This is a genomic window from Mesorhizobium sp. P2_H9, assembly GCF_056403215.1.
Window position 1 is genome coordinate 103,427 of record NZ_JBFUFX010000013.1, and the last position, 25,363, is coordinate 128,789.

Below are 25,363 nucleotides of genomic sequence, written 5' to 3' on the forward strand. Positions count from 1 at the left end.
ACTGTGAAGCACGTCGACGTCAGGTGAAAATCACATCCACGAAACCTTTGGAATCTCGAATGCGTTCGAAATCGGTTCTGAGAGGTTGGGCCAGGCCGAGCCATTCGCGCTCATATGCGTCGAAGTCCGCCGGATCCTTGGGTTTAAACCCCTTCAGGTCGGACGCATAAATCCTCGCACCTTCGACGCGGCGTGCGATTTCGGTCATGAGAAGGCCGCGCGGGATCGTCCGGTACTTGCCGCGCTCCGTGGAAACGACGGCTTTCGCGGTCGCTTGCTCACCCGGTTGGGGTAGTGGGAGGATCGTATCAAGGATGGACACCGCCTCCGATGCCTTTCCTGTTCCCATATCCCACGGTGTGCTGTTTTCACTTCCGTGATGACCGATCTTCAGGAAATCGACGGGCTTGTTCAGGAGCTTATCCGGACGCCGCCACATAACGTTCCACGAGCCGTTCATCTTGCCTTCCTTGAAGGCGCCGTGCCATTCGGCATCGCCGACGAACAGCAAGCGCTTCTTCTTCCATTCAATCAGGAGGACGACGCTGGAGTTGTTCTTGAGCGTTCCGTCCAATTCCGCGAATGCGAGGGCCTGCGACTGCATCCGCGCCCGAAGCGCCCGGAATGATGCCGGGCCGACGTTCCTGGGCATGGGCAGCTTGTCGGCCTTTTCCGATTTTGCAGTGGAGATGGGCTCCCCTTCCGCGTCGAAGGCAGCCGGGCCAAGCATTCCCTTCAATGCACGCTGCGCTGGCGCACCGAGGTAAAAGCGATCGAAGTCCGCCTCCGGGGCCATAACGTGTATCTTGGCCTTATGGAGTGCGAGGCTGTATGTCTCGTTCGTGTCTCCCGCGCTGACGTAGGTTGGGTCTCGCCCCTTCAGCAGCGTCTTTCGCAGGGTGTTAATCGCACCCTTATTGTCGATCTGAAAAACCGACAGCAGCTCGTCCATGCGCGGACTGAGCTTCAGTCCTGAGGCCGCGACACGGCGCATGGCTTTCTCAGCCACACTCCGTATTTTGCGGGTCTTTCCAGCCTGCGGGTGCTTCGGATTCATCGCGCAGTTCATCCAGACTGCGCCCACCTGGATGTTCTCGAACAGTGCCGGATCGAAGCCCGCAATATGATCTTTGTGTTCGTGCGTCACAACGACGAGGTCGAGCCGCTTCTTGCCACCGTCGATCGTCGGCAACTCACTTTCCAGCTGCTTGATGGCGGCCGCAAGTAACTTTCCTTCACTCCAAGTTCCGCAATCGATCAGCAGATGGAAGGCGTCTTCAACTTTTGCACTCTTGCCCGGTATCCGAACATAGATGCAATCGCCCAAGCCAACATCGTAGACCCGGATCAGGAGCTCGTTTGCCATCTCAGCGCTCCAAACTCGGTTTCATGGTCATCGTGAATATGAAAGTGGGGTGATAGCTCGAATCGGACCGATCCATCGACTTCTCGCGCGATCAGAGGCGGTGTCAGCCCGCCGACCAAGCCTTCCGGACCGGCCAGTTCCTCGCCGACCATGCCTTCGCCGACACGGCGCGTCAGAACATTTAGGTATTCCAACCGCCGCCGCTCGCCGGCCTCCATTTCGTCGAGTGCGGCGACTTCCGTCCCGAAAAGGTCCTTGCGTCTTTTCCGCTTTCGTATCGCTGCCGCCGCCGTTGCCGACGGTTCGCTTCCCGGCTTCCGCGTCCAATACAGGAGACTTCCATTTACATCGAAAACAAGAGTCCCGCCACACAGGAGACTCGTCGTCTTCCCGTTGAATCGGCCGAACTCCCGCCCTTTGAGAACGAGTTCCTCGCGCCAGAGATACTGAAGAATGATCTGCTTGGGTTGGAATACGCCCATGCCCACCATCTTCTGGGCCGTGAAGACCTCGTCCACAATGATGTCGACATGGTCTGGGATGAAGAGCTTGTCGCGATTGTCGTCGAGATATCGATATGCCTCGGCGCGCGAACTGCCGATGCGTTCGGCGTCGTGCGCGATCGTTCCTGGCATCCGCTCATAGAGAGGCCCACGTGCGAGGAGCGCGGCGGCTTCCGTCTCAGTCAGGATTTCTCGGCGGACGAAGATGCTGGCGATCATGTCCCGATACTCGTTTTGATCAATCGGGTCAGCAATTGCGAGATTGCGCAGAACTGCGCGTGCGTAGTCGTTGAACGTCACCTCGACGGGAGGCAGGAAGTCCAAAGCCTGGATAGCGATGACCTGCATGCGAGCGACGGCGAAACTTAGCGATTGAGCTGGGCTGTGCGTCTTGCCGTCGGTGCGTTCTCGTTTGAGATATTGCTCGGTCAACGCGACGAAGATGTCGAACATCGCCGCGGTCATGACTTCCGACAGAGCATGCGGTTCGACCACGTCCTTGTATTCGCCGAGCGTGTGTTCGTTGGCGGCGCTGCGAAGATACGGCTGTCCAGACACCGCCTCACCGAACTCTGCCGCTACGGCGGCAAGCAGATCGCTGCCCGACTTGGACCTGAGATCGCCCTGCGTCTTGGTAGCCAGCTCCCTTCGGAATGAATTGTTGCGAAGGGTCATCAAGATCGCGGTGAGGTCGCCCAGAAACTCGTGGAAGGCACCGGTCTGGGGCGAAACAGCCTCTAGGTAGTATGGCCGTATGCCATCCAGCAGAGCGTGACCAAATTCGTGGTTGACGATGTCGCTCGACAGGCAGGTATGAATGCGCTGACCGGCCTCGTCGTCGAAGTAATAGAACTGGAGGGACTTGCTCTCACGGTCATAATAAGCGTTCGCACCGTAACCAGCGTTCGGTGTGACGAGCAGGCGATTGCCCTCGAATGCCCAGGAGATCCGTCGCCCAAGCCCACTCGGACTCTCGAAGAAGTCGAGCGTGTTCTGAAGGATGGCCCAGGTGCTCACCTGACGAAAGTGCGTCGTTTCCCTGACGGACTTGTCTACCCTACGGCCGTCCGGCGTGAAGAAGGCCTTTTGGCGCGGGTTCCAGACCGCCGGGTCCTCAAGCTTGTTGGCGGTGCTATCGTAGTCGACGATCGCAAACCGGGCACTGGTCGGTCCGTCGCCGATGCGCGGCTCCCAGGGCACATAGAACTCGCTGTCGATTTCCAAACCCGGGTTTTGCTTTGCTACCAGCGGATCCTTGAAGTACGTGTCAAAGCGCGCCTTCAGTCCGAGCGTCCTTTGCGTGCCGCCATCCAGAAATCGACGCGCTGAGTAGACGTCGCGCGCCTCAGCCGGTGACAGAACGCCCTTCTCGGAACCGCGACCGCTTGGCATAGCCCTTCTAGCCACTCCTACACCCGTTTCATCACTAGACCAGTACGCGAGCTTGCCCGCGCCTCTCGCTAATTGGGCTGATCCGCCGTGCACTGGCCCGTCGCGAAAGCCAGGTTGAGCAAGTTGCCCAGCCGCAGGCCAGCGCGGCCAAGCTGCCCGTCGAGTACAGGCAGGTTCGATCGCCTGTAAGCGTCGTCGAGCACGATGTTCGAAGGAACGGCTTTGAGTGCCGCCACTGAAAGCAGATGGCTTTCGTTGGCCCAGTCGATTGTCGTGCCGGCGGTGACTGCCGATACGACTGCGGTCTTCAGCCAACCCGACTCAAGCCGCTCCACAGAGCTCCCCCAAGACCGGGTGGTCTTGTCGATGAGGCGTTCGTCCCACGCGGAGTGCAGGTTGGAATTGTAGGGCAGATTGCCGTTGACGGCCTCCTGAGTAACGAGCGTCGCGACAATCCCGTTGCCTCCTCCCTGGTCATCGACGGTGTGGAGAGGCTGATGCAGGTCGCCAACGAAATGCACGAGAAATTTGAGAGCACGCTGGCGCGACTCCAGCGGTTGCGTCGAGCACGCAACGGCCGCGAGCTGCCGCTCTATCGCGGCGATGAGACAATCGCCGAGGGCTGGATCAAGAACACAATCCCGGGAAGCCTCGTACGCGATGGCTGTGCCGGGAATGCTGACGAAGTGCCATCGGGTGGTGGTTTTGTCCCGGACGCGCTCATCATCCGCCCAGCTGGCGATCGACGCGAGCGACGCTCCAGGCCCGAGCAATTCCGCCACACCTTTCGAGGTTTCTGCATTCAGGCGTCTTTGGGCGATCTCGGTAACGACGGAGTGCCCCGTTGCACCCCAGGCATTGGCAGCGCCCGCAGCGGAAAAGACGACGGAAACCGCCACTCCGATACGACGCAGCAAAGCGGCCTCCCCTCAACAATCGACCATGCGGCCAATACTTCATTGGAAAGTCCCAACAATCAAGATGAGATAAGATAAGTCGCTTGGTATTTCTTGATCTGCTGGTTTGACACTCGCTCCCGACGTTCAACCCAGGTAAGGGGTAAACGCCTGCCCGGGTAACAGGTGTGAAGCCGCGCCTAGAGGTCTTTGCACTCCTTCGCCTGGGCTTCAATAGCGGCCCTATCGAAGTTGTTGACCTTCTCCCAGAACTCGACGGTTCCAACACCGATCTGTTTGGTGTCGACTTTCGCCTTGATCACGCCCGCCTCCAGTAGCAAGTCCTAGTAAGCCGCAAGCGCAAGCACCGATCATTTGATCCGATCGATCCGAGCCGACTAGCGGCCCATCGTCATGAGCATTTCGTCCATTCGCTCGAAGAGCAAATTCTCAGGGGGGATCACCGGCATCGGCCCCTGTGAGCATTCGACAAAGATCCTCGAGATCGATGACGAGAATGAGTTTCCCATATTCACGCAGGAGCGCCTCCGCAGACTTACGTGCGCTTGCGTTGGCACCCGATCGTGCCACGACGATGGCGACGGTCCTGAGACCCTTGTCGAAAAGGTACTTTTCGGTGATCTCGACTTCGCGCTGACCGATCGGATCGCGATAGTTTTTTGCATCGAAGACAACGTACCGGGAAGAAAAATCTGTAGCGATCATCGACCAGAATGAACCGCGATCCGATTTGATCCGGCCGATCAGATCCATGCGGTTCAATTGATCGTCGGTACGCTGTTGGGCTTTGAGATTGGAGAGCTCAGCTGCAAACAGGAACCGGATTGCCTGCTCACAATATTTCTCGAATTCGGTCCAACCTTCCTTGCCAGGCGGCACTTGCCAAAGGCGCGCGGCAATGTTCGTGCCCGTCAGCGATTCTGTTTCGGGCGTTGTGCGGGTACCGGAATCGCCATCGAGCACTGTCTCAGACACGAGCTCTTCAAGTTCGTTTGCAAGCTCGTCATCGTACGCGGCCAACGATCTCAATTTTGCCAGTCCCCAGACTTCAACGTCAGGCGCCGCCGGCGACTTGAGTTCAGCGAGGATTCCCTCCGGGAGGTCTAGCGAAACGATGACTATTCCACCGTCGAGGCCATTGATCTTGATGACTTCGTGGGTATGCGCGATCGCATCCCTAACGCGGCGCCGCCAATCCGTTTGCCAGCGGAACATTTTGAATTCTACCGCCAATGTTGTGGTGGCGGCGTTCGGCGTAAACGTCAGGTCTGGAAGTGAGCGATACATCGCCCATTCGTCTTCGTCTGCAGGCTCTTCGTCCGGCCTCGTTCCAGCGGCCCGCCCGACCTTCTCTTGCGCGAGGATTCTAATTAACAACGCTTCCCAATCTCGTGCGAGGTTGTGGGTCTCGATCTGCAGCTCTTTCATCTTCCCCATTCGTTTGCCCTCACCTATTCGCTGCCGGCATCGTCATCCGTGAAAACTGGTGAAATGTCACCGGCCAGCAGCTTCGCCTTGGATAACAGCCCCGCGTCCTCGAGCGCTTCGAAATCCGGCAGGTCGCGCAGCGTGTCGAGCCCGAACTCCAGCAGGAATTCTTTCGTCGTCACATAGGTGTAGGGCGCGCCCGGCGTTGGGCTGCGCGGACCGGAAGCGATCAGGCCGGCACCGCGCAGATGACCAATAAAATCGCGACTGATCTCCTTGCCGAAGAAAGACGACAGTTCGGCGCGGGTGATCGGCTGGAAGTAGCCGATGCACATCAGCACCAAAACCTCCGACTGCGTAAGGTCGGCCGTCTTCCCACTTCCACCTACAGCAGCGCGGATGGCGTCTGCATAGGCAGGCCGGGTCAAATGTTTCCAGCCGCCGGCGACCGAAACCAGATCGTAAGGGCGGTCGCGCAGCTCCTCGCGGATGTCGTCGATGAGAAGATCAATGCTGCAGCTTTTCCCGACGATGCGGGCGAGCATTTCGCGGTCCACCGGCTCGCTAGCGGCGAAGATCGTTGCTTCGACTCGGTGCATCCATTCACGCCAACGCGCTTCCGGCGGCAGATGATCCAGTTCCCGGTCAAACAGCTGGTCAGCTGATCGACGGTCATCTGGCTGGCTCCCTCCTCGCCTACGTGCACTCTCCGCCATTGTCTTCACAGCCCGTAGATGCGGAAGGTGGCGCGGCCGGACAATTCACGCACTGCACCGAGCTCGACCAGCCGGTCGAACAGGCGGCGCAGGCCGCGATCGCTCATGCCGGCGATTTGTTCCGAAGCGACGATCGCGTCGTCAGAGAGCAGCCTTTCCACGACGACGTCCGCCGCCTTGGCCCTGAGTTTCGGCGCAACCGCAAGCAGCCGATCCGCGCGGCGCTCAAGTTCGGCGAAAAGATCAATGGCGCGCAGCGCAGCGCGCGCCTGTGCGGCCAGCAGACTTTTAGCCCAATCGGCTTCCGTTTCGGCGCCGGCAGCCAGAGCGGCAGTCCCTGGTCGACGCGCCCGGCCCGTACCCACAACTAAGGTCGCTTCGGCGCCCAACAAAGGGATTGCATGTGTCCAGCCTAGCCGCTGCGCGAGCAAGACATCGGCAAGCCAGGCTCCGAGAACGCGCCGGAAGCCGTAACGCTCCGCGGCCGCGAAGGCCGCGACCAGCGTTTCGACCGTGCCGGTGTTGGCGGCAAGCTGTCGCAGATCGTCCGTCAGATCGCTGACCGCCTCATCGTTGAGTGTGAGACCTAGATCTTCCAGCACCGCCGCGACATTTCTCTCCGTCAGCAGATCGTCCGCTGGCCGAGATGCCAGCCGCCGCCAAGCAAGAAGGAAAAGGCCGGCGGGACCGACATTGTCGCCCGGTCTTGTAAGCAATACGGCATCGCGCAAGGCCGCTTCGTCCTCGACGCGACCCGCCTGCTTTGCCGTTGCCGCGGCCGCCGAAAGTGCCAGCCGCTGCCGCCAGGCGCCGGCCCACCGCTCCTGCCGCCGAACCACCGCATCGAGTGCGCCGATGGTGGCGCCTGCGATGAGCGCTACTTCCTCAACATTTTTTCCAGCAAGGCTTTGCGCATCGGGAACCGCCCGACGCAACCAAGCAGGCACGGCGGCTTTCGATGCAGCGACGCCGACTTCACCAGTCAGCGTACCGTGGTAGCGCAGGGACAGTTTGGGTCGAAGAATCATCCCCGACAGGATGAATCTTGGCGGCGCTTTTAGCAACCCATTTTGCACATAACCGCCGCGCCTGTCGCGCACATTAAATGAATGATAATCTTGCATTATCGCTCGTTTTGCGCTCTACATGAGAAATGGCCGTTTTCGTCGCGCAGAAGCCGGAAAAACACGTCGAGCCGACCTCCGCACCGTCCCACAGCACAGCCGGGATCATCGATCATTCGCCAGCAGAGGCGGTCGCCGACGATCTCCCCGATATCATCGATGTCGTGCTCGCCATGGGACAGCCGTCAGACGAGCTTCCGGGAGAGAACACGGCACCGGCCGTGCAGCCAATTTCTGGCCTTCCGGCTCATCTGGAAGGGCTCGCCGAGCGCGCTCGCGATTACGTTGAGGCAGCAAGCTCAGCCAACACCCGGCGCGCCTACGCCACCGATTGGAAGCATTTTTGCGCCTGGGCTCGCCGCCAGCATCTCGATGTGTCGCCGCCCGACCCGCAGGTCGTCGGCCTCTACATCACGGCCTGCGCATCCGGCAAGGTAACGGGCGACAAGAGACCGAACGCCGTCTCGACAATCGAGCGACGTCTCTCTTCGCTGACCTGGAATTACTCTCAGCGTGGCCAGCAGCTGGACAGAAAGGACCGGCATATCGCCACTGTGCTGGCTGGCATTCGTAACAGCCACGCCTCCCCTCCCCGGCAGAAAGAAGCCATTCTCCCCGAGGATTTGATTGCCATGCTCGAGACCCTTGACCGCGGCACGCTGCGCGGTCTGCGCGACCGCGCCATGCTGCTCCTGGGTTTCGCCGGCGGCCTGCGTCGCTCCGAAATCGTCGGTCTCGACGTCGGCCGCGATCAGACCGAGGATTCTTCGGGCTGGATCGAGATCCTGGAAAAGGGGGGGCTGGTGACGCTGCGGGGCAAAACCGGCTGGCGCGAGGTCGAAATCGGCCGTGGCTCATCCGATACCACCTGCCCGGTTGTCGCCGTGCAGACCTGGCTGAAACTGGCCAGGATCGGCCATGGACCCCTCTTTCGCAGGGTGGCAGGGCAAGGCAAACAAGTGGGCGCCGAGCGGCTCAACGACCAGGAAGTGGCGCGGCTGGTCAAGCGCACCGCTCTCGCCGCTGGTGTCCGCGGCGACCTGTCCGAAGGGGATCGCTCGACAAAATTCTCGGGCCATTCCTTGCGCGCGGGCCTTGCCTCCTCGGCCGAGGTCGACGAGCGTTACGTTCAAAAGCAGCTCGGCCATGCCTCGGCGGAAATGACTCGCCGCTATCAGCGGCGGCGGGATCGTTTCCGTGTCAATCTCACCAAAGCATCAGGCCTGTAGGACGAAAAGACCCCTCCCCTGCCGTACGGATACCCCGAGTGCGCTATCGCCAGGATAGCTGGTCCTTCGGCAGCCGGCCGCTCGGGTCGAATACAGTGACCTTGTGCGGCAGATCCGGACCCCAGTCCCAAAGGACCAGGTTGCGATCCTCTATCTCAGCCCCCGGCGCGAAACTTGGGACCACAATGCCGGCAACATTTCGTGGTCGCAACTGATCGTAGATGGACCAGGACGCTGGGCGCTCTCCGTCGCTGAGAGCAGTCGCCCAGGCACAGGCCATCTCTTTGAGCGTCACAGAAAACTCTCCCCTCCCCTCTTCCGTTGTCAGATCCGCAATGTCGTCGCAGTCGATCTCATAGGAACACAGCACGCAGGGATCGATCCGCTGCGCGAAGCCCTGGTTGGCTTCCTTGATCGCTGTCATCAGGGTCAACGCCAGATAGAGTGCCGGCACACCCTTGGGATTAAATCGCGCACCTCTTATAGCCGCTCCTTCACCTGAAGTCGGCTTGAACGCCCAACGTGGATCATGTGCGCGGTAGCAGGTTCTGACAACCCTCACGCAAACCCACCAACGGCCATGTGATCGAGATAATCACGGACCGCTGCTGCCTTGCCGTCCTTCACCAGCGCCTCAGCAGTGCGTCCGCCAAAAGCAGGAAGCGGCTGAGCTCGATACCAGGCCATCGCCTGTTCCTTGCCGCCCGCCCAATCCGTCACGCGGCTGATGATCTCGAGCATTTCCCGCAGACGCCCCTGGGTCTTAACCGCAGCGCTGCGCTCTGAGCGATAAAGGGTCTCGCGAGCAAGACCGGCGGTCTGGGCCAACTGGCCCTTGGACATGCCAAAACCGTCCGCGACCTGCTCGATCGCAATCTTCCCGTTCCGGTCCATATAGGACAAGATGAGAGGTCCATTCTGCTCGGGGATCTTGAGTGCATGGGCCACAGAATTCATCCTACCATATTGAGAGTCATATTTCTTGTGCAAGAGATATGGCAATTCTCGGCAGGTTTCAAGCCTAGGACCGAAGCAATTTACGCTGCGGCATCCCCCTTTAGCGCCCGCGGCACACCACCCTGGGACGCACCCGGATCAAACCGCCCTGCCCCGCAAATCCCCGCACCCCCACACTTCATCCGGTCATTCTCGTTGTCGCGCCATTGGCCTTCAGCGCCGCCATGAGCATCGGTCCAACCGAAAACTCTCCCGCCCTCGCCTTCTCGGTTAGCACGCGCAGATAGCCGCCGGCCGAGTTGATATGCTGCGCCCTTTGCAGAATGCAGGCGATCACGATGGCGGCAACTTCCTGGCCCATCACATGGCAGGCCTCCTCATAGGCTGATGGGGAGACACCAAGGTACCCCCGCACCTGGGCGGCGGTAATCATCAAGTCGCGCCAGTTTCCTATGCCGTCGACGGCATAGTCCGCAATTTCGGGACAAGCCCGCAACACCAGTCCAATCGGATAGCCTTTCGGCTGCGCGGCCGGGGTAGATGCTGGCTCGGCCTCGGCCCTGCTTTTCTCGAAAGCCGGTTCAAATACAAAAGTGGAGTCTGTGTTTGAATCAGATTGCTGCCGCTCATTGTGGGACTCATTGCCGCTAGGATTATTGGTATTCGTGAAGCTTTCCAGCATCTTGTCGACCGCTTCGTGCAGTTCTACCAGCTCGGCGACGATCCCCTCCAGCTCCGATAGGCTGGCCCGGCGTGGAATTGCGTCCACAATGGCGCGGAAGCGCTTCCAGAGCGTTCCCCAGTCCCCGGGCACATCCTCCTCGACAGCGGCCTCGATCAGCTTGTGAATGTCTCGGCGGTGCAGCGTGATGCGCTCCCGCATCAGTCTGAGCGCCCGGCCGTCGGCTCGAACCTGGTCGGCCGCCTGCTGAAACTCCGCGGCCCTGGTGAGCAACGGGGCCAGGGAGAAGCCGAAGGCCTCCACCAAGGCTCCGCCCTGCCCTTTGCGGGCAAATCTTTTGCCGTTGGCGCTGTCCCTGCGGATGATGAGGCCGCAACTCACCAGTTCCGCCAGGTTTCTGCGCAGTGTGGAATCGGCCATGCCGTGCGCCCGCAGCGATAGCTGTGCGTTCGACGGGAAGACCATCAACCCGTTTTCCTCGCTGATCTGGTCGTCCGGATAAAACGTCAAAAGCCCGCTGAGCACCGCCAGGGCGCGATCGCCCACGCCGACAATCGACTTGCCCTCGCACAGCCACCGATAGACCTGCCACTTCTCGACGACAGAACCCTCAGGTATCTGCCTTGACGCGGCATTGGCTTTCACCAAGGCAAGCGTCATCGGCCGCCGCCCAAAGGGCGTCGTCGCAAACCCACTCTCCATTTCCCTCACCTTTCAATCAGGCAAAAGAAATCTGCTCGCCGAAAGGGCGCCACGACTCTTGACAGTGATTCGGGGAAGTGCGATTCTCAGCTTGCTACAGACGAGAAGGGCTTCCGCGACGGCGACGTTCGGGGGCCTTTTTCTTTTGCGGTTTCAGTCTCCTGGTTTCTTGGCTGTTTCCGATTGCCGAAAAGCCTCGAAAAGCTCGTCCAGCCGATCGGTTATGAACGCACCGAACTGCGAGGCTTCCTTGGCCTTCAGGGCAAGCGTGAACACTTTTCCTGTGTCGGTGATCTTGGCTCGCACGGATCTGTCCTGCGGTGCCCAGGCCTTTTCCTTTGTCTTCGATGCTGACGGCGTGCGTTTCGCCGGCGCGCTCATGAAGTCGAAAAGACGCGCAAATCGTGCGTCACTGCCTGGCTGGGCGAACTCTGCACTTGTCACATAGTCGGTCGCCCTGCCCGCGCTACCCGGATGCTCCATGAGCTTGGCGAGCTGCCACCACCTGTCCCGACCAACGGCCTTGGCAGCGCCAACGGCCACAATGACTGGCTCCGGGATGCTGCTGGTAACGGACCGCATCTTCGAGAAGGTCGTGTCATCAAGCGCCAAAGCCGACTTCACCGTGTCGGGCGTGTGGCCGCGCTTGAGAATGCGGTCGGCAAACAGCGTCCTTTCGATGAAGGACAAATTGGCCCTTGCGGCATTCTCTTGGCCCTGGGCAATGACATGATCCTCATCGCCCATCTTCTTGACAACGGCGCGAACCGGCCGTCCCAGCTGGCGGGCAACCTTGACGCGCCGATGCCCGAAGACAGTTTGAAAGCGCCCTGAGACCTCGGGATGAGGCCTGACCAGGATCGGAGAATCCTGTCCTCTTTCCCGAATGGCCGCGAGCAGCTCTTGATACGCCTCGTCGTCTTCGTCCAGGCGGTCCGAGACGAAGGAGATGTCCACCGTCGCAGGATCGAGATCCACGACCGAACTCTTGGAGAGCTCCTCGAACGATTGCATGATCGAGCGCGAGGCGCCGCGAACGGCATACCCGGAAACGTCTTTCGCATCAGCCACTGTCGCCGCGGGGCCCAACACACTGCCGAAAATGTCCCTGCGTGCCATTCAACCGCCTCCAATCGTGGCTAGCGATCTGATTTCACAGACAAAATTGTCAGTTTTTACTGCCGTAAACTTCGCCGTCATGACCGCCCCCATGCACGATGAATCAGCGTCACGATTTCAGCGTTGACCGCATCGAGCGATTCCAGTGCACGGTCGTAGGTGGAACGCGTAAAGGCCGACTTCTCCACCTCGTAGAGCGTCTGCTTGGTGAGACCCGCATCCGAAATCGCCGTCGACTTCAACATCGGGTTTTCCAGGATCTGGCCGGCAAGCATGGACTGCATGAAGCCGACCATCTGCGCCTGCGGGATATCCGTCGGCTCGTAGCGTGTGATCAGGTAGCGAAACCAATCTAGCTCGATTGCCGCACCAGCGGCCTTGATGGTTTTCAATATCCCGCCGAGCATGAGCAGGAACTGGCTCATCGACATCAGGTCGAGCATCTGCGGATGAACTGTAATGAGAACCGACGTCGCCGCCGACATGGCCGTCAACGTCAGATAGCCAAGCTGGGGCGGGCAATCGACCACCACAACGTCATAGCGATCGTCGACCTCCGTCAACGCCTTCGCCATGCGCGTGAAGAACTGGCGCCCGGCATTGGACGTCCTATCCTGCATGGCGAGGGGGGTGTCGTATTCGTATTCCTGCAGCTCGAGATTGGCGGGGATGATATCTAGACCTGGAAAATTCGTCGGTATGATTACATCCGCAATCGAACGGCGTTCGTCGTCGTAACGGATCGCTTCATAAAGCGAGAGGTTGCGGTCGAGCTCGGGCTGGAAGCCGTGCAGCGCCGACAGCGAAGCTTGCGGATCAAGATCGATTGCCAGCACGCGATGACCTGTCAGCGCAAGATGCTGGGCGAGGTGGGCCGCGGTAGTCGTTTTGCCACTGCCGCCCTTGAAGTTGACGACTGCAACGACCTGGAGCTTGTCCCCTGGCTTGCGATGGGGGACGTACTTCTTGACTTCGGTCCGGCCATGCCGGTCCAGAAAGTGTCGCAGCTCAAGCATCTGAAGGGCAGTGTAGGAGCGGCGTCCCGATGGAATCTGTTCGGGCAGGGGGCCCTTGCCCTCCAGATGAAGACGCTTCAGATTGTTCTGAGAGACACCGAGGTAATGAGCGACTTCCGCCATCGAGAATGTGCGCAACGTCTTGGTGGCATTCGGCGGAAATTTCTCCATCCGAAGCTGGTTCAGCCGCCGCGAAATCTCGGCACCCTGTTCGAGGATTTTGTCATCGAACTCAAAACGTGGAAGGCGCATGGAGATATTCATTCTCGTCGAAACCTGAATTGGCGCTTTTTGTGGGCAATACACTCAACAAGCGCCATTAAGCTCCGATTCGGAAAGCCCGGCAAGGAGTTTTAGGTTAACAGAAGGTTAATGGCAGCTACCTGGCATTCTTACTGCCGACTGAGGTGTCATCGCAAAGTCTGTGCTCATTTGCTCAGCTACCGAATTGCCCCACTCTGCTACCAACTGTATGTTTTCTCTCTCATAAAGATGATTCTTTACGGCAGTAAATTGCACTCATTAGGCGTGCGGATTGCAAGCGCTGGCGCGCAGGGCAGGGCAGGGGACTTAAACCCGGCCGTCGAGGGTGGGGCATTGGCTCGGAGAGCGTGGTGCGAGCCGCCGGCGTGCCTCTTGCTCCACAAGCACAAGGCCAGCATTTGTTCAAGCCACGGCTTAACACGAAGCTCGTCGACAAACTCACCAAACAACCGGCCCTATCTGCTTAGCGCGGCCCGCTTTGCCGAGTGCGAGGTGATCATAAGTCTGCTTTCTCGTCTCACACTCAAGAAAGTGCAATTCCGTTTTCGGCAAATCGCTGACATTCAGTCAGATCAATCTTCAGCGAATGGCTGCTTTGCGCCTAATCTCCGTCGTTAAAGTCAGCTTTGCCGGTGACTTGAAGCAGACGTTATCGGCGACCGTACCGAAGGGCGCGGTGGTGCCCAACCCGAGTTCCTCAAAGCCTAGTAACAATAACAGCTGGACAGCCGGCGCATTCGATGCCGAACATCTCCGGGCTGCGACTCCTTTAGGGATCTGCGGATAAATGTCCTGATGGCGAGGGAACCAAGATCTCGAAACCCACCTTCCTTGAGATAGCCCGACGCGCCGGGGTTGGCACGGCGACGGTCGAGCGCGTGCTCAACGGCAGAGGCGGCGTCACGCCTGCCACCGTCGAGAAGGTCGTCGCCGCCGCTCGATCGCTCGACTATCCTCGCCGCTTGCCGGAAGCGCATCGCGGCGTGATCAGAATCGAGGTCATCCTGGTGCGCCCAGACGCTACCTTCTTTGCCCGTCTCTCCCGCGCTTTCGAGCGCATCGCCGCGACGCTCGACCGCGTCATCACCGTCCACCGCACCTTTCTCGATGAGGCGGACCCTGCGGCCATCGCTAGGCGCATCCTTGATCCCGACATGCGCCGCGCCGGCTTGATCCTCGCCGTTCCCGACCATCCGCTGGTCGGCGCCGCCTTAAGGAAACTCGAGGCTGAAAACATCCCGACCGTGCAGATCGTCACCGAGATTTCCGGGACCAGCGGCGCCTATGTCGGCATCGACAACTACGCCGCCGGGCGCATGGCCGGACTCATGCTGTCGCGCATGCTAAGGCGGCCAGGCAAGGTGGTGGCAGTCTGCCACAGCCAGATCTACCGCGTGCATCGCGATCGGGTGCGCGGCTTCTTCGACTATTTGATGGAGACGGCGACTGACTACTTCGAACTGGTCGGCGCACTGTTCGGCCATGACGACGGCGACCGCAATGCCGAGCAGCTTCTGGAAGCCTTCCGGCGCTGGCCGGACCTTGCTGGCCTCTATAATGCCGGTGGCGCCAACGCTGCGCTGAACGATGTACTGAAGCGCCACCCGATCGGCCGCCAGGTCTTCTTCGTCGGCCATGAGCTGACCGAGCGAAGTGCCGTCGCACTTCGCGAGGGCACGATGGACGTCGTGCTCGATCAGGCACCCGAAGCGCAGGCGAGACGCGCCATGGATCTCGTGCTGGCGGCATTGAACTTGCACGACCTGCCGGTCGAGAACCCGCCGATCCGCTTCGTCACCTTCACTGCCGAGAACCTTTGATCTGATTTGATCAAGATAGAGCGAGCTTCGCCTCCGTTACGATGCTAACTCCCTGCGAACGGACGGCCGATCGCATATGAAGTTCGCCCCTCATCCAGCCGCTGCCAAGCGCAGACGATCGCCCTTTCCCCACGGGGAAAGGTCGGATTGCCACAAAGCGAATGGCTGTCCGGGTGAGGGGGCATTCTTCCATGCAATGGCGCTCCGCGAGGGGGAGGACGACCAGTGACGAGACGGCTGACGGCCTACGATCTCAGGAGCGCCAAGGGTAGCCGCAAATGGCTGCAGCTTCACGTCGACACGCCGGCCGAGGCGGCCGCTGCGGTCGCCTGCGATATCGTGATCCTGTCCTGCGAGCCCGACCACAATCTGGAATTGATCCGTCAGGCGGCGCCTTTCGCCTTCCTTTCCGTCGGCATGCCGCATGGCGCGGTCGCCTCGCCGGAAGAGGCGGTGCGGCTCGGCTTCGCCATGATGCATCGCGGCGCCGACTCGGTCTATTGCTCGCATTCACCGCGCTTCATTGAGGCGATGGCGGCAGAGGGCATTCCAGTCACCGGTCATATCGGCCTGGTGCCGAACCGCGCCACCTGGACCAATTTCCGCGCCATCGGCCGCACGGCGGAGGAAGCCCTCAAGGTGCTGCGCGCGGCCAAGGACCTGGAGAATGCGGGTGCGGCCTGTATCGAGGTCGAGGTGGTGCCGGTGCGGCTTGCCGAGCACATCACCCGTGCGACCCCGCTGATCACCATGGGCATGGGCTGCGGTTCTGTGTGCGACACGCAATATCTGTTTTCCAGCGACGTGCTGGGCACCCATTCCGGTCACTATCCACGCCATGCCAAGCGCTATGCCGACTTCGTCACGCTGGAGGCGGAGCTGCAGGAAACGCGCATCGCCGCCTTCCGCGCCTTCGGGCGCGACGTGGCCGCGGGCAGCTACCCCGAAGCCAAGCACCAGGTGGACATGGACGATGCCGCCTATGACCGCTTCCTGACCCTTTCCCAATCCCTGTGAGACCAGCATGGATGACCTGAAATACGGCAAACGCAACAAGCGCGGTGACTGGGCACCGGACGAACCGGCCGGCACCGCGCCGTTGTTCACCTTTCCGCCGCGCCCGCTGGCGCTGCTGAAATGGCTACCGAGCTATTTCCTGCCCTACAATCTGCTGTTCGCTCTGTCGGCGGTGGCGTGGTGGCGCTTCGTGCTGCCCGACGTTGAGGTGATGAAGACGCTGAGCGTCGGCTGGATCCTGCGCCTCTTCCTCGTCAACTGTGCGGCGCTGCTCATTTTCTTCGGCGTCTTTGAGCTTCGACTCTACGTCTTGAGAGCCCAGGGCAACCGCTTCAAATACAACGGCAAATGGCCGTCCGAGCAAAAGAGCAAAGCCTTCTTCTTCGAGAGCCAGAACCTCGACAACATGCTGCGCACCTTCGGCACCGGCATGCCGATCTGGACGGCGATCGAGGTGGCGATCCTCTATGCCTACGCCAATGGCTACGTGCCTTGGCTGACGGTCGCCGAGCACCCCGTCTACCTGTTCTGCCTGGCGCTGGTGGTGCCGATCATCCACGAGACGCATTTCTTCCTGCTGCACAGGGCGATCCACTGGCCGCCCCTCTACAGATGGGTGCATTCGGTGCACCACAATTCGGTGAACCCGTCGCCGTGGTCGTCGCTGTCGATGCACCCGGTCGAGCAGTTCGGCTATCTCGGCGTCGCCTTCTGGCACCTGATTATTCCGTCCAACCCGCTGCTGGCGCTCTATCAGCTCCACTATGCCGGCTTCGGCGCCATTCCCGGCCATGTCGGCTTCGACAAGGTCGAACTCGGCGAGGATACCAGCATCGATAGCCACGCCTACATCCATTACCTCCATCACAAATATTTCGAGGTGAACTACGGCGACGGCCTCATCCCGTTCGACAGATGGTTGGGCACTTTCCACGACGGCAGCAAGGAGGGCGAGGCCCGCATGCAGGCCCGCTACGAGAAGAAGAAGGAGCGCGCCAACGCCGCGCAATAGGGACCGGCCAGACAGCCCGACCAGACAGCCACGCGAGGCGGTTCCGGCCGTCATCGCAAGCCATCCCGCAAGGGCCGGAAGTCAAAGGAGGAGTGAACCGGCACTCCATCCGTAAGGGAGGAAAACCGTGAAGAAACTTCTCATTTCGACAGCTTTGGCGGCCTTGATGTCGACGGCATTCGCCGCGACTATGTCGACCAATGCGCTGGCTGCAAAAATCGGCGTCAGCATCGTCAACTTCGACAACAATTTCCAAACGTTACTGAGGGACGGCATGCAGGCCCGCGCCAAGGAGAAGGGCGCCGGCATCCAGGTCGAGGACGCGCAGAACGACGTCGCCAAGCAGCTCGACCAGGTGAAGAACTTCATCGCCACCGGCGTCGACGCCATCATCGTCACGCTGGTCGACACCAATGCATCAAGGACGCTCAGCGAGGAAGCTGCCAAGGCTGGTATTCCCCTAGTCTTCGTCAACCTCGAACCGTCAGACATGGCGAACCTGCCGGAGAAACAGGTCTATGTCGGCTCCAACGAGGTGGAGTCCGGCACGCTGGAAGCGTTCGAGGTGTGCAAGATGCTGCGCGCCAAAGGCAAGTCGGCAGGTGCCAACGCCTACATCGTCATGGGCAGCCTCGTCCACCAGGCGGCCCTGCAGCGGACCAAGGATGTCGAGCAGATCTTCGGCACCGACATGTGCAACTTCATCAAGATCGTCGACAAGCAGTCGTCCGAATGGTCGCGCGACAACGCGCAGAATCTGATGACCAACTGGCTGACCGCCGGCGGCGCGCCGGATGCCGTCATCGCCAACAATGACGAATCCGCTATCGGTGCCATCCTGGCGCTGAAGGCCAACGGCATCGACATGAAGAACGTCGTCGTCGGCGGCATCGACGCCACGCAGGACGGGTTGCAGTCGATGAAGGCGGGCGATCTCTCTGTGACGGTGTTCCAGAACGCCAAGGGGCAGGGCGGCGGCGGTGTCGACGCCGCACTCGCGCTGGCCAAGGGCGAGAAGGTCGACCGCGTCGTCTACGTACCGTTCGAGCTGGTGACGCCGGCCAACGCCGCCGACTACCTCAACAAGAACTGATCCCAGGACGGGGCCTCTGGGCGGCTGTCATTGCCGTTCCGGAGGCCCGACCGCAACTTCATAGAGAAAAAATGTCCAGCTGGATCACGGTCTGCGACCTCGACGATATCGAACGGGAAGGTGTCCGCCGTTTCGACCACGAAGGCCGGACCTACGCGGTCTTCCGCTCCCCCGACGACGAGGTCTTCTGCACGGACGGCCTGTGCACACATGAGGCCGTCCATCTCGCCGACGGGCTTGTCATGGACTACGAGGTTGAATGCCCCAAGCATGCGGGCGCCTTTGACTATCGCACCGGCGCGGCAAAGCGGCTGCCGCCTTGCATCAACCTCAGGATCTATGCTGCGAGAGTCCAAGAGGGCTCCGTCCTGGTTGCGATACAAGACGGACTGGCTGTATGTCGAAATCCCGCATTACCAGGCGCAAAACCAGACATAACAACAAGCCCGCAATCGTAGCTCAAGTGCCGAGCACACTGGCTCAAGGGGGACCATTCCAGCCAGGCATGACGACGGCATCGTGGTGCACAACGCGTGTCCAATCGATCGAGGCGCGACACTAGCGGGCGAGATACGGCTGGCTTCGTTCGCCGTCGCGAAGTGCAGACTTCAAACGACAGAGGGCGCGCCAGCGTCGAAAACCTTCTGCCCGCCTATCCAGGTCGAATTGAGTTCAAGTTCAGGTGTCAAAAGCACAAAGTCCGCATCGGCTCCGGGTATAAGTCGACCCTTGTGCGAGGCGATGCCCATGGTGTCGGCAGGATACGCGGAGGCCATCCGAAATGCTTCTTCAATCGGCAAGCCAAGCTTTTCATGCACGAAGCGGACGGAGGAAAGCATGTCAATGTCGGCCCCGGCGAGCGTGCCGTCGGCCAGTGTCAACCGTCCGTCCTTGCGCTGGATTTCGCGGCCATTCAGGAAGAAGCGCTCCATATCGGTGCCGATCGTCGACATCGCATCGGTCACGAGGAAGATGTGTGCCGGCCCCTGCTTGGCGCGCAACGCAATGCCCATCGCCGCAGGGTCGATATGGAAGCCATCCGCGATCATTCCCGCATGAAGCGAACCGGTCGCCAGCGCCGCCCCAACGACGCCAGGCTCTCGGTGACCAAGGCCGCTCATGGCATTAAACAGATGCGTGACCGCGCGGGCTCCCGCCCCGGCAAAGGTGCGGCTTGTCTCGAAGCCGGCATCGGTGTGACCAAGGCTGACGACCACGCCGGCATCGGCAAGTGCTTTCACCTGCCCCATGGTGGCATTTTCCGGAGCAAGCGTCACCATCAAGCAGCCCAGTTGCGTCACACAAGCGAGCATCTCGTCGAGGTCCAGCTTTTCCATGGGACGGATCAGCGCTGGATCGTGCGCCCCCTTGCGAGCCAGGGAGAGGTGCGGGCCCTCGAGATGCAATCCAAGGAATCCCGGGACCCCAGCGGCCTTCGCCTCCAGGCCGGCCTTTATCGCTGCGGTTTTCGTTTCGCGTGTGTCGGTGATCAGCGTCGGCAGCAACGCCGTCGTGCCAAAGCGCGCATGAGCGGCGCAGATTTGCCGGATGCTCTCAAGCGTCGGCTGCTCGTTGAAGAGGGCGCCGCCGCCACCGTTGACCTGCAAGTCGATGAAGCCCGTAACCAGCAGCAGCCCGCGTGCGTCGACCGTCTCCACGCCATCGATGCCAACATCTTCGCCAATGATAGAACTTACATGGCCTGACTCGATCACGAGCGCAGCATCGTCATGCCATCTCATGCCGTCAAAGATGCGCGCGCCCGTGATCCTTGATTTGACAGTCATATCGTCTCTGTCACCTTCTTGAGGTTGGCCGGGGCATCGGGATTGTTGCCGCGCACGCGCGACCAGGCCTCGACGAAGCCATAAAACGGCAGGACCAATGCCAGCGCATCGGTGATCGGGTGACCGGTCTCGACAAAGGGGAGGCGCTTTGCATGCGTTGCCCGCGCCGAAGTCGTATGTACGATGGCCCCCATTCCACGCAGGGCATCGGCAGTCTCGGCGACCGAGGCTTCGGCGGCGTCGCGGGCCGCAAGCGCCAGCACCGGAAAGCGCGTGCCGACCAGTGCGACAGGTCCGTGCAGCACTTCGGCCGCAGAATAAGCTTCGGCATGAATGCCCGTGGTTTCCTTGAATTTCAGCGCCGCTTCGCCCGCGATCGCCAGCGCCGGCCCACGACCCAGCACGTAGATTGAGCCGGCATCACCCAGGTCGGCGGCAAAGTCTTGCCATTCAAGCTTGATCGCTTCCGCGAAGTGCTTGGGCAGATCCGCCACCGCGCGTTTCAAAGCAGCATCCCCTGTCCATTCACTTAGCACCGCAAGTCCCGCGACGATGGAGTTGACGTAGGACTTGGTGGCGGCCACCGCGTTTTCAGGCCCGGCCAGAATGTCCAAAGCATGGCTGCAGGCATCGGCAATCGGCGACGGCAGTGTATTCGTCAGCGCGATCGAAGTAGCGCCAGCGCGCGTTGCTGCGTCAGCCATCGCGACGATGTCAGGACTTTTGCCAGATTGCGAGATCGCGATGGCAGCACCGCGGCGTAACGTCAGCTCGGTCCCGTAGATGGACGCAAGTGACGGTCCGATTGAGGCGACAGGTATTCTGGCTGTGAGTTCGATGGCATATTTCAGGAACAGCGCGGCATGGTCCGAAGAGCCGCGCGCGATCGTCACGACGAATGCCGGATCCTTGACGCGTAAGGCCGCACCCGCGCTGGCGAAGTCTTTCGCCGAGCGATCGAGTAACCTGGAAGCGGCGTCGGGAATCTCATCGATTTCTCGCCGCATGTTCGTCTGCGCGTTGGGATGCATTAGGGGGCGCTTTCCTCGGATCGTTTGGTCAAGTTTCTGAAATCTTGAATTCGCTGACGAAGCCACCGGCGTCGCCGCGGAAAACTGAACAGGTAAATTCGATCGGTCGGCCTGAAGGAAGAAAGGCGACCCGTTTGGCCAACAGACCGGGCGCTCCACATTCCACTTCAAGGACGGAGGCATCCGGGTTGTGAATGCCGCACGCGAGAATGCGTTGGATCGCACGCACTGGCCGCGCATGCGCATCTTCGAACACAGCATAAATAGATGAGGTGACGCGCAGCGGGTCGGGCAGGAATTCTGCAGATATGCAAGTGCGCTCGATGGCAAGTGGCAGATCATCGCATATGCGCAACCGGTGAAGTCGCGCGACCTGAACCTTGGCCGAGAGGCCGAGCGTCATCATCTCCTCAGGAGATGGATAGCTGATGCTCCGCTCCATCCACTCCGTCCTGACGTTGGAGCCGCGCCAGAACATCTCCTCAGTCAAAGAGGTCATATGCGACAGGCGCTGATCTGCTTGAGAGGCCAATTGAGCAACGAAGGTCCCCGAACCAGGACGGCGCACAAGCAAACCTTCGCGTACCAGGTGGTCGATTGCTTTCCGGACAGTCACACGGCTGACCTTGGCGTAATCGGCGAGAACGCGCTCGGGATAAAGAACGTCGCCATGGTGGAGTTTGCCCGACAGGATCGCCTCTTCGAGCGATACCCGAAGTCTGTGGTAAAGCGGCCCGGCTCCTTTGGTGTCCAAGCCTGCAAGCGGAAGCATCGCAGCGAGCCTGGCCCTCATCCGATCGCCCCCGGTGCACGCGCAAACCGCGCAACCGCGAGTGCTAGAGCCCCGCAGAGTGCATCGCCCTCGGGTTCTGCCAGCAACGCTCGATGCCGGGACGCAAGCCAGGGCGAATAGAACGGCGCCAACCCGCCGAGCAGGCAAATCCTTTCGGTTCCCCGTGCCACCAAGAGGTCAAGCGCTTCGTCAACGCTACCGGCGGCATCTTTCAGCAGACGTGCCGCAATGCGATCTCCTCGCTCGGCGAACTCGAATACTCGCGGCGCATAGCGACCGAACTCACCTGGTTTTGCCTGTCGGGCAAATTCGACAATGTCTCGCGGGTCGTTGTTGAAGTCCGAAAGGACGGAATCGATTGCTGGAGAGGAGCGATGAACCCCGTCATAGGCTAGCAGGCTTTCTTGCAGGAGCGCATGGCCAAGGCGAGCGCCGCTGCCAAGGTCGCCGACAGTAAAGCCCCACCCGCCAGTGTAAGTCAGCTTTTCGCCCCGGCGCGCGATATAGATCGTGCCAGTCCCCAAAATGGCTACGGCGCCGTCCTTGTCACCAAGTGCGCCCTGAAGCGCGATCAGTCCGTCGGACTCGATCTCGGCGGCGATAAAGGGCAGCCGCTGCTTCACGTAATGGACAGCGTCGCCGACATTGTGACCCGCGGCCCCGATAACAGCACGCGCAGCCGCAATACCGTCGGGATCAAGTCCGGCTTCCTTGAAGGCCCCGCGCGCTGCGTCGGTGATATTCAACAGAGCCGTCTGAGGATCCGAGAGAATGTTGGCAGGACCAGATTTTCCTCGCCCAAGGATACGGCCGTCTGAACCTGCTACTGCCGCCCGACAGCTCGTTCCCCCACCGTCAATCCCGATTAGATAAGAGGTCATGGACGCCTGCATCTTGTGAACACAACACCCGCTCAGCGGTCCTGCCTCAGGGACCGCCAAGCATTGCTCTCGCCGTGATGACGAGCGAACGCTCGACCGACGGTGCTCTGCTCATTGGCAAAGGTCAGGCCCGCCCGGCTTCTGGCGGAAAGTTATGGTTTGTACGTCGCACAAACATACAGAAATGTCAAAAGGGAATAAAGCGGATAGACCTTCGATTTGGGAAATCGCTTTTTGCGCAAATGACGGAGGCGGCTTCGTCGCAYCCACTGCGGTCAATTCTTGGCTCGCCCTGCGGGCTTGACGGTCTGCGGTGTCATGGCGCTCGCTGGATCTCTAAGGGGAAGTCCGATTTCCAACGGTTGAAGCATATCGTGGCGCCTGGCTGGACGACGGCCTCGACACAATGCCGAGGACCGACGAGCTATGTGCGTGTACGAATAGCGTTCCGGGAGTCTCTCGCGGGGCCACCTGATAGTCATCGATCAGAACGCGTGACATTCCAGCGCGTATCCAGCCAGTCTCACGGTACGGATGATGTCCCCATGTGAGGAATGCTTGAGCGACTTTCGCAGGCGGCTGATATGAACGTCCACCGTGCGCGGACCGACGTAGACATTGTCCGGCCAGGCCACGGCGATCAATTCGTCGCGGCTGAGCACCTTTTCCGGGTTCTCGAGCATGTGACGCAGCAGCCTGAATTCGATCGGCCCCAGCAGAATTTCTCTGCCGTTGCAACGCACGTGATGGCTGTCGATCTTCATTTCGACGTCGCCATAATTCAGCGACATAGCGGCGGGGGTTCGTATTCCAGATTGTCGGCCAGTTGCGAGTCTGGAGTGCAGGTAGTCAAGCAGCTTGGGCGGCGCCAATGGCCTCATGAAGCTTTCGTTGATTCCGGACTTCAACAACGCCAGATGCTGGCCCTCCGCACCGGCTGCGATCAGTGCCACGACGGGGAGGGCGCTTGTGCGGACGTCCTGTCTTAGCCGGATACAGATGTCGGCCATCCGATTGTCCGGCCGGCAGTCCAGCACGCATGCCTGGACCGGTGTATCGGCGGCCAGCTCGAACATTTCATCGACGTTGCTGGCCAGCGCACTGGTGAAGCCGTCCACCGCAAGGATGTGGCTAAGCACCAGATAGAACTCCGCGTCATGCGAGCATATCACGATGAGTGGCTTCATAGGTGCGGTTCAGTTCTCCCAGGCGGCGTGACGCAATGCCCGTCTCTTGGCACGCCCCATCTGTCTGGCAACCGCCGGATTTCCGAAACTTCCCCGGCTTTCAGTCAGTTGGCTTTGTGCCGCCGCACGACCTGCGAGCCCACTAACTCCTCAATTGATGACCGGCATCCGTTCGGGCGAAAGTTCACTCAAGAACTCGATGTCTGTCTCGCGAACATAGATGACTTCCTCGAACTGAAAGACGGCGCCATTGATCTCCAGCTTGGGCTCGAGGTGAAGGATCATGCCCGGCCTTATGATTTCGGGGTTGTTTTTGGAAATGGATGGCGGCTCGGTGACATCGAGCCCTCCGCCATGGCCAATCCGGGAAACAAGCCCGTAGGCCGGGGGCAAGTCTGCATCGCGCCAAAGCTGCTCGAAGGTCCCAAAAACATCACCGCACGTCATCCCGGCCCTCACGCCATTCGCCAGCGCTACCGTGAGCCCACGCGTTCGGTCGTATGCATCAATCTCCCAAGGTTCGGGCAGGCCGCCGCGGGCAATGCGGTTTCTATCAGCCGGATAGCCACCATAGGTCGATCGAAAATCCGTCCAGGCGTACTGGCCGACTGCCAAGGGCTGCATCTGGGGTGGGCGGCTGTAATTGAACTCACCCCTGCAGAAGGTCATTGCAATCGGATCGGCGCATTCTGCTCCATTCAGGATAATGCGCGACTGGATCTGCCGACAAAGCTCGACCTCGGTGATGCCTAGGCGTGCCTGCGAAACGGCATCGTCGAAGGCAGCGTTGACGATCTCGAACGAGATGCGCTTGAGATTTGCCTCGAAGGGCGATTTGATGACGCGGGTTCGCCACAGCAGGTCCGTCGCGCTCTCCAGTCGGCCGCCACGTGCTCTCAAGCCATCGACGATTTCCAGAGAGCCGCGGCCGAGCATATCCTGTCCATAATCGATCGCGGCCTTCGCCGTGGCCGCCGGATCGCGAACGGAAATTTCCTGGACGATGGCGCAAGCGCCTTCCGCGAGATAGCCCGTATAGTAGACGATCGAAAAAGCCCTTGGCCTCGATTCAAGGTTTCTTGATTCGATCCGATTGGCGACGACAAGAATGTCTCGTTGGTCGATCACCACGAATAGCGGCCGTGAATGATAGCCCCAGGTCAATGTGCGGTAGTCAGTGAAATACTCAATGTTCTTCTGATTGGTGAGAACCAGGAAATCGACTGCATCCTGGGCCATTTCGCGACGGACAGTGGCGAGCCGTATTGCCTGCTCGTCGAGCGGCACGTCTGGTGACGGTGGTGCTGGAAGCATAATCTTCATCTGC

The 25,363-nt window shown here is 60.3% G+C and carries 23 protein-coding genes and 1 pseudogene; 6 read left to right on the plus strand and 18 right to left on the minus strand.

Going from position 1 to position 25,363, the window contains the following annotated elements; genetic code table 11:
* Positions 1 to 19: 19 nt before the first annotated feature.
* The 7 genes from AC1DXN_RS23850 to AC1DXN_RS23880 form a co-directional block, all read right to left on the minus strand.
* Positions 20 to 1,366: a ComEC/Rec2 family competence protein gene (locus tag AC1DXN_RS23850; RefSeq protein WP_477276418.1), complete on the minus strand. Its 1,347-nt coding sequence runs from the start codon at positions 1,364 to 1,366 to the stop codon at positions 20 to 22.
* Positions 1,348 to 3,261 (minus strand): gluzincin family metallopeptidase, encoded by a 1,914-nt coding sequence (locus AC1DXN_RS23855; protein WP_477276420.1) that lies wholly within the window; start codon positions 3,259 to 3,261, stop codon positions 1,348 to 1,350. The genes AC1DXN_RS23850 and AC1DXN_RS23855 overlap by 19 nt, the downstream gene beginning before the upstream one ends.
* A gap of 68 nt (positions 3,262 to 3,329) precedes the next feature.
* Positions 3,330 to 4,178 carry a S1/P1 nuclease gene (locus AC1DXN_RS23860; RefSeq protein ID WP_477276422.1) on the minus strand — a complete coding sequence of 283 codons (849 nt, stop codon included), beginning with the start codon at positions 4,176 to 4,178 and terminating at the stop codon, positions 3,330 to 3,332.
* A gap of 179 nt (positions 4,179 to 4,357) precedes the next feature.
* Positions 4,358 to 4,480 (minus strand): hypothetical protein, encoded by a 123-nt coding sequence (locus AC1DXN_RS23865; protein ID WP_280110235.1) that lies wholly within the window; start codon positions 4,478 to 4,480, stop codon positions 4,358 to 4,360.
* Between the two features lie 127 nt (positions 4,481 to 4,607).
* Positions 4,608 to 5,606 (minus strand): hypothetical protein, encoded by a 999-nt coding sequence (locus tag AC1DXN_RS23870; RefSeq protein ID WP_477276425.1) that lies wholly within the window; start codon positions 5,604 to 5,606, stop codon positions 4,608 to 4,610.
* 23 nt (positions 5,607 to 5,629) lie between these two features.
* Positions 5,630 to 6,322, minus strand: a complete 693-nt coding sequence (gene scpB / locus AC1DXN_RS23875; RefSeq protein WP_477276427.1) for an SMC-Scp complex subunit ScpB — start codon at positions 6,320 to 6,322, stop codon at positions 5,630 to 5,632.
* Between the two features lie 5 nt (positions 6,323 to 6,327).
* Complete coding sequence (locus tag AC1DXN_RS23880) at positions 6,328 to 7,350, minus strand: DUF1403 family protein (protein WP_477276429.1); 1,023 nt, start codon at positions 7,348 to 7,350, stop codon at positions 6,328 to 6,330.
* A gap of 125 nt (positions 7,351 to 7,475) precedes the next feature.
* Here AC1DXN_RS23880 and AC1DXN_RS23885 point away from each other — a divergent pair, with 125 nt between their 5' ends.
* Positions 7,476 to 8,675 (plus strand): site-specific integrase, encoded by a 1,200-nt coding sequence (locus AC1DXN_RS23885; RefSeq protein ID WP_477276431.1) that lies wholly within the window; start codon positions 7,476 to 7,478, stop codon positions 8,673 to 8,675.
* Between the two features lie 43 nt (positions 8,676 to 8,718).
* Here the strand turns inward: AC1DXN_RS23885 and AC1DXN_RS23890 are convergent, their stop codons facing one another.
* From AC1DXN_RS23890 to repA, 5 genes are all read right to left on the minus strand, one after another.
* The gene (locus AC1DXN_RS23890) at positions 8,719 to 9,237 is read right to left on the minus strand and encodes an RES family NAD+ phosphorylase (RefSeq protein ID WP_477276433.1); all 519 of its coding nucleotides are present in this window, start codon (positions 9,235 to 9,237) and stop codon (positions 8,719 to 8,721) included.
* Positions 9,234 to 9,623 (minus strand): MbcA/ParS/Xre antitoxin family protein, encoded by a 390-nt coding sequence (locus AC1DXN_RS23895; protein ID WP_056567385.1) that lies wholly within the window; start codon positions 9,621 to 9,623, stop codon positions 9,234 to 9,236. The genes AC1DXN_RS23890 and AC1DXN_RS23895 overlap by 4 nt, the downstream gene beginning before the upstream one ends.
* Positions 9,624 to 9,810: 187 nt before the next feature.
* Positions 9,811 to 11,016, minus strand: a complete 1,206-nt coding sequence (gene repC / locus AC1DXN_RS23900) for a plasmid replication protein RepC (protein WP_477276435.1) — start codon at positions 11,014 to 11,016, stop codon at positions 9,811 to 9,813.
* 153 nt (positions 11,017 to 11,169) lie between these two features.
* Entirely contained in the window at positions 11,170 to 12,135 is a 966-nt protein-coding gene (gene repB, locus AC1DXN_RS23905; protein ID WP_477276437.1) for a plasmid partitioning protein RepB, read from the minus strand.
* Positions 12,136 to 12,212: 77 nt separating this feature from the next.
* Positions 12,213 to 13,415 (minus strand): plasmid partitioning protein RepA, encoded by a 1,203-nt coding sequence (repA, locus tag AC1DXN_RS23910; RefSeq protein ID WP_477276439.1) that lies wholly within the window; start codon positions 13,413 to 13,415, stop codon positions 12,213 to 12,215.
* A gap of 812 nt (positions 13,416 to 14,227) precedes the next feature.
* Between repA and AC1DXN_RS23915 the strand changes: the two genes are divergently transcribed.
* From AC1DXN_RS23915 to AC1DXN_RS23935, 5 genes and pseudogenes are all read left to right on the plus strand, one after another.
* Positions 14,228 to 15,235 (plus strand): LacI family DNA-binding transcriptional regulator, encoded by a 1,008-nt coding sequence (locus AC1DXN_RS23915; protein WP_477276685.1) that lies wholly within the window; start codon positions 14,228 to 14,230, stop codon positions 15,233 to 15,235.
* A 225-nt stretch (positions 15,236 to 15,460) separates the two neighbouring features.
* Positions 15,461 to 16,252, plus strand: coding sequence for a 3-methyl-2-oxobutanoate hydroxymethyltransferase (locus AC1DXN_RS23920; protein ID WP_477276441.1), 792 nt, complete (start codon positions 15,461 to 15,463; stop codon positions 16,250 to 16,252).
* Positions 16,253 to 16,259: 7 nt separating this feature from the next.
* Complete coding sequence (locus AC1DXN_RS23925; protein ID WP_477276443.1) at positions 16,260 to 17,264, plus strand: sterol desaturase family protein; 1,005 nt, start codon at positions 16,260 to 16,262, stop codon at positions 17,262 to 17,264.
* Between the two features lie 127 nt (positions 17,265 to 17,391).
* Positions 17,392 to 18,357: a substrate-binding domain-containing protein gene (locus AC1DXN_RS23930; protein ID WP_477276445.1), complete on the plus strand. Its 966-nt coding sequence runs from the start codon at positions 17,392 to 17,394 to the stop codon at positions 18,355 to 18,357.
* Positions 18,358 to 18,428: 71 nt separating this feature from the next.
* Positions 18,429 to 18,737, plus strand: a pseudogene (locus tag AC1DXN_RS23935) (MocE family 2Fe-2S type ferredoxin); the annotation flags it as partial.
* A 228-nt stretch (positions 18,738 to 18,965) separates the two neighbouring features.
* Here the strand turns inward: AC1DXN_RS23935 and nagA are convergent.
* The 6 genes from nagA to AC1DXN_RS23965 all read right to left on the minus strand — a co-directional run bounded on the left by nagA (position 18,966) and on the right by AC1DXN_RS23965 (position 25,359).
* Positions 18,966 to 20,144 (minus strand): N-acetylglucosamine-6-phosphate deacetylase, encoded by a 1,179-nt coding sequence (nagA, locus tag AC1DXN_RS23940; protein ID WP_477276447.1) that lies wholly within the window; start codon positions 20,142 to 20,144, stop codon positions 18,966 to 18,968.
* Positions 20,141 to 21,175, minus strand: coding sequence for an SIS domain-containing protein (locus AC1DXN_RS23945; protein WP_477276449.1), 1,035 nt, complete (start codon positions 21,173 to 21,175; stop codon positions 20,141 to 20,143). The genes nagA and AC1DXN_RS23945 overlap by 4 nt, the downstream gene beginning before the upstream one ends.
* Positions 21,176 to 21,203: 28 nt before the next feature.
* Complete coding sequence (locus AC1DXN_RS23950; protein WP_477276451.1) at positions 21,204 to 21,968, minus strand: GntR family transcriptional regulator; 765 nt, start codon at positions 21,966 to 21,968, stop codon at positions 21,204 to 21,206.
* Entirely contained in the window at positions 21,965 to 22,849 is an 885-nt protein-coding gene (locus AC1DXN_RS23955) for a glucosamine kinase nucleotide-binding domain-containing protein (protein ID WP_477276453.1), read from the minus strand. Before AC1DXN_RS23955 ends, AC1DXN_RS23950 begins: the two co-directional genes overlap by 4 nt.
* A gap of 485 nt (positions 22,850 to 23,334) precedes the next feature.
* Complete coding sequence (locus AC1DXN_RS23960; RefSeq protein ID WP_477276455.1) at positions 23,335 to 24,036, minus strand: winged helix-turn-helix transcriptional regulator; 702 nt, start codon at positions 24,034 to 24,036, stop codon at positions 23,335 to 23,337.
* A gap of 150 nt (positions 24,037 to 24,186) precedes the next feature.
* A complete protein-coding gene (locus AC1DXN_RS23965) occupies positions 24,187 to 25,359 on the minus strand; it encodes a M24 family metallopeptidase (RefSeq protein WP_477421682.1) in 1,173 nt (390 codons plus the stop codon).
* Between the last annotated feature and the right edge of the window lie 4 nt (positions 25,360 to 25,363).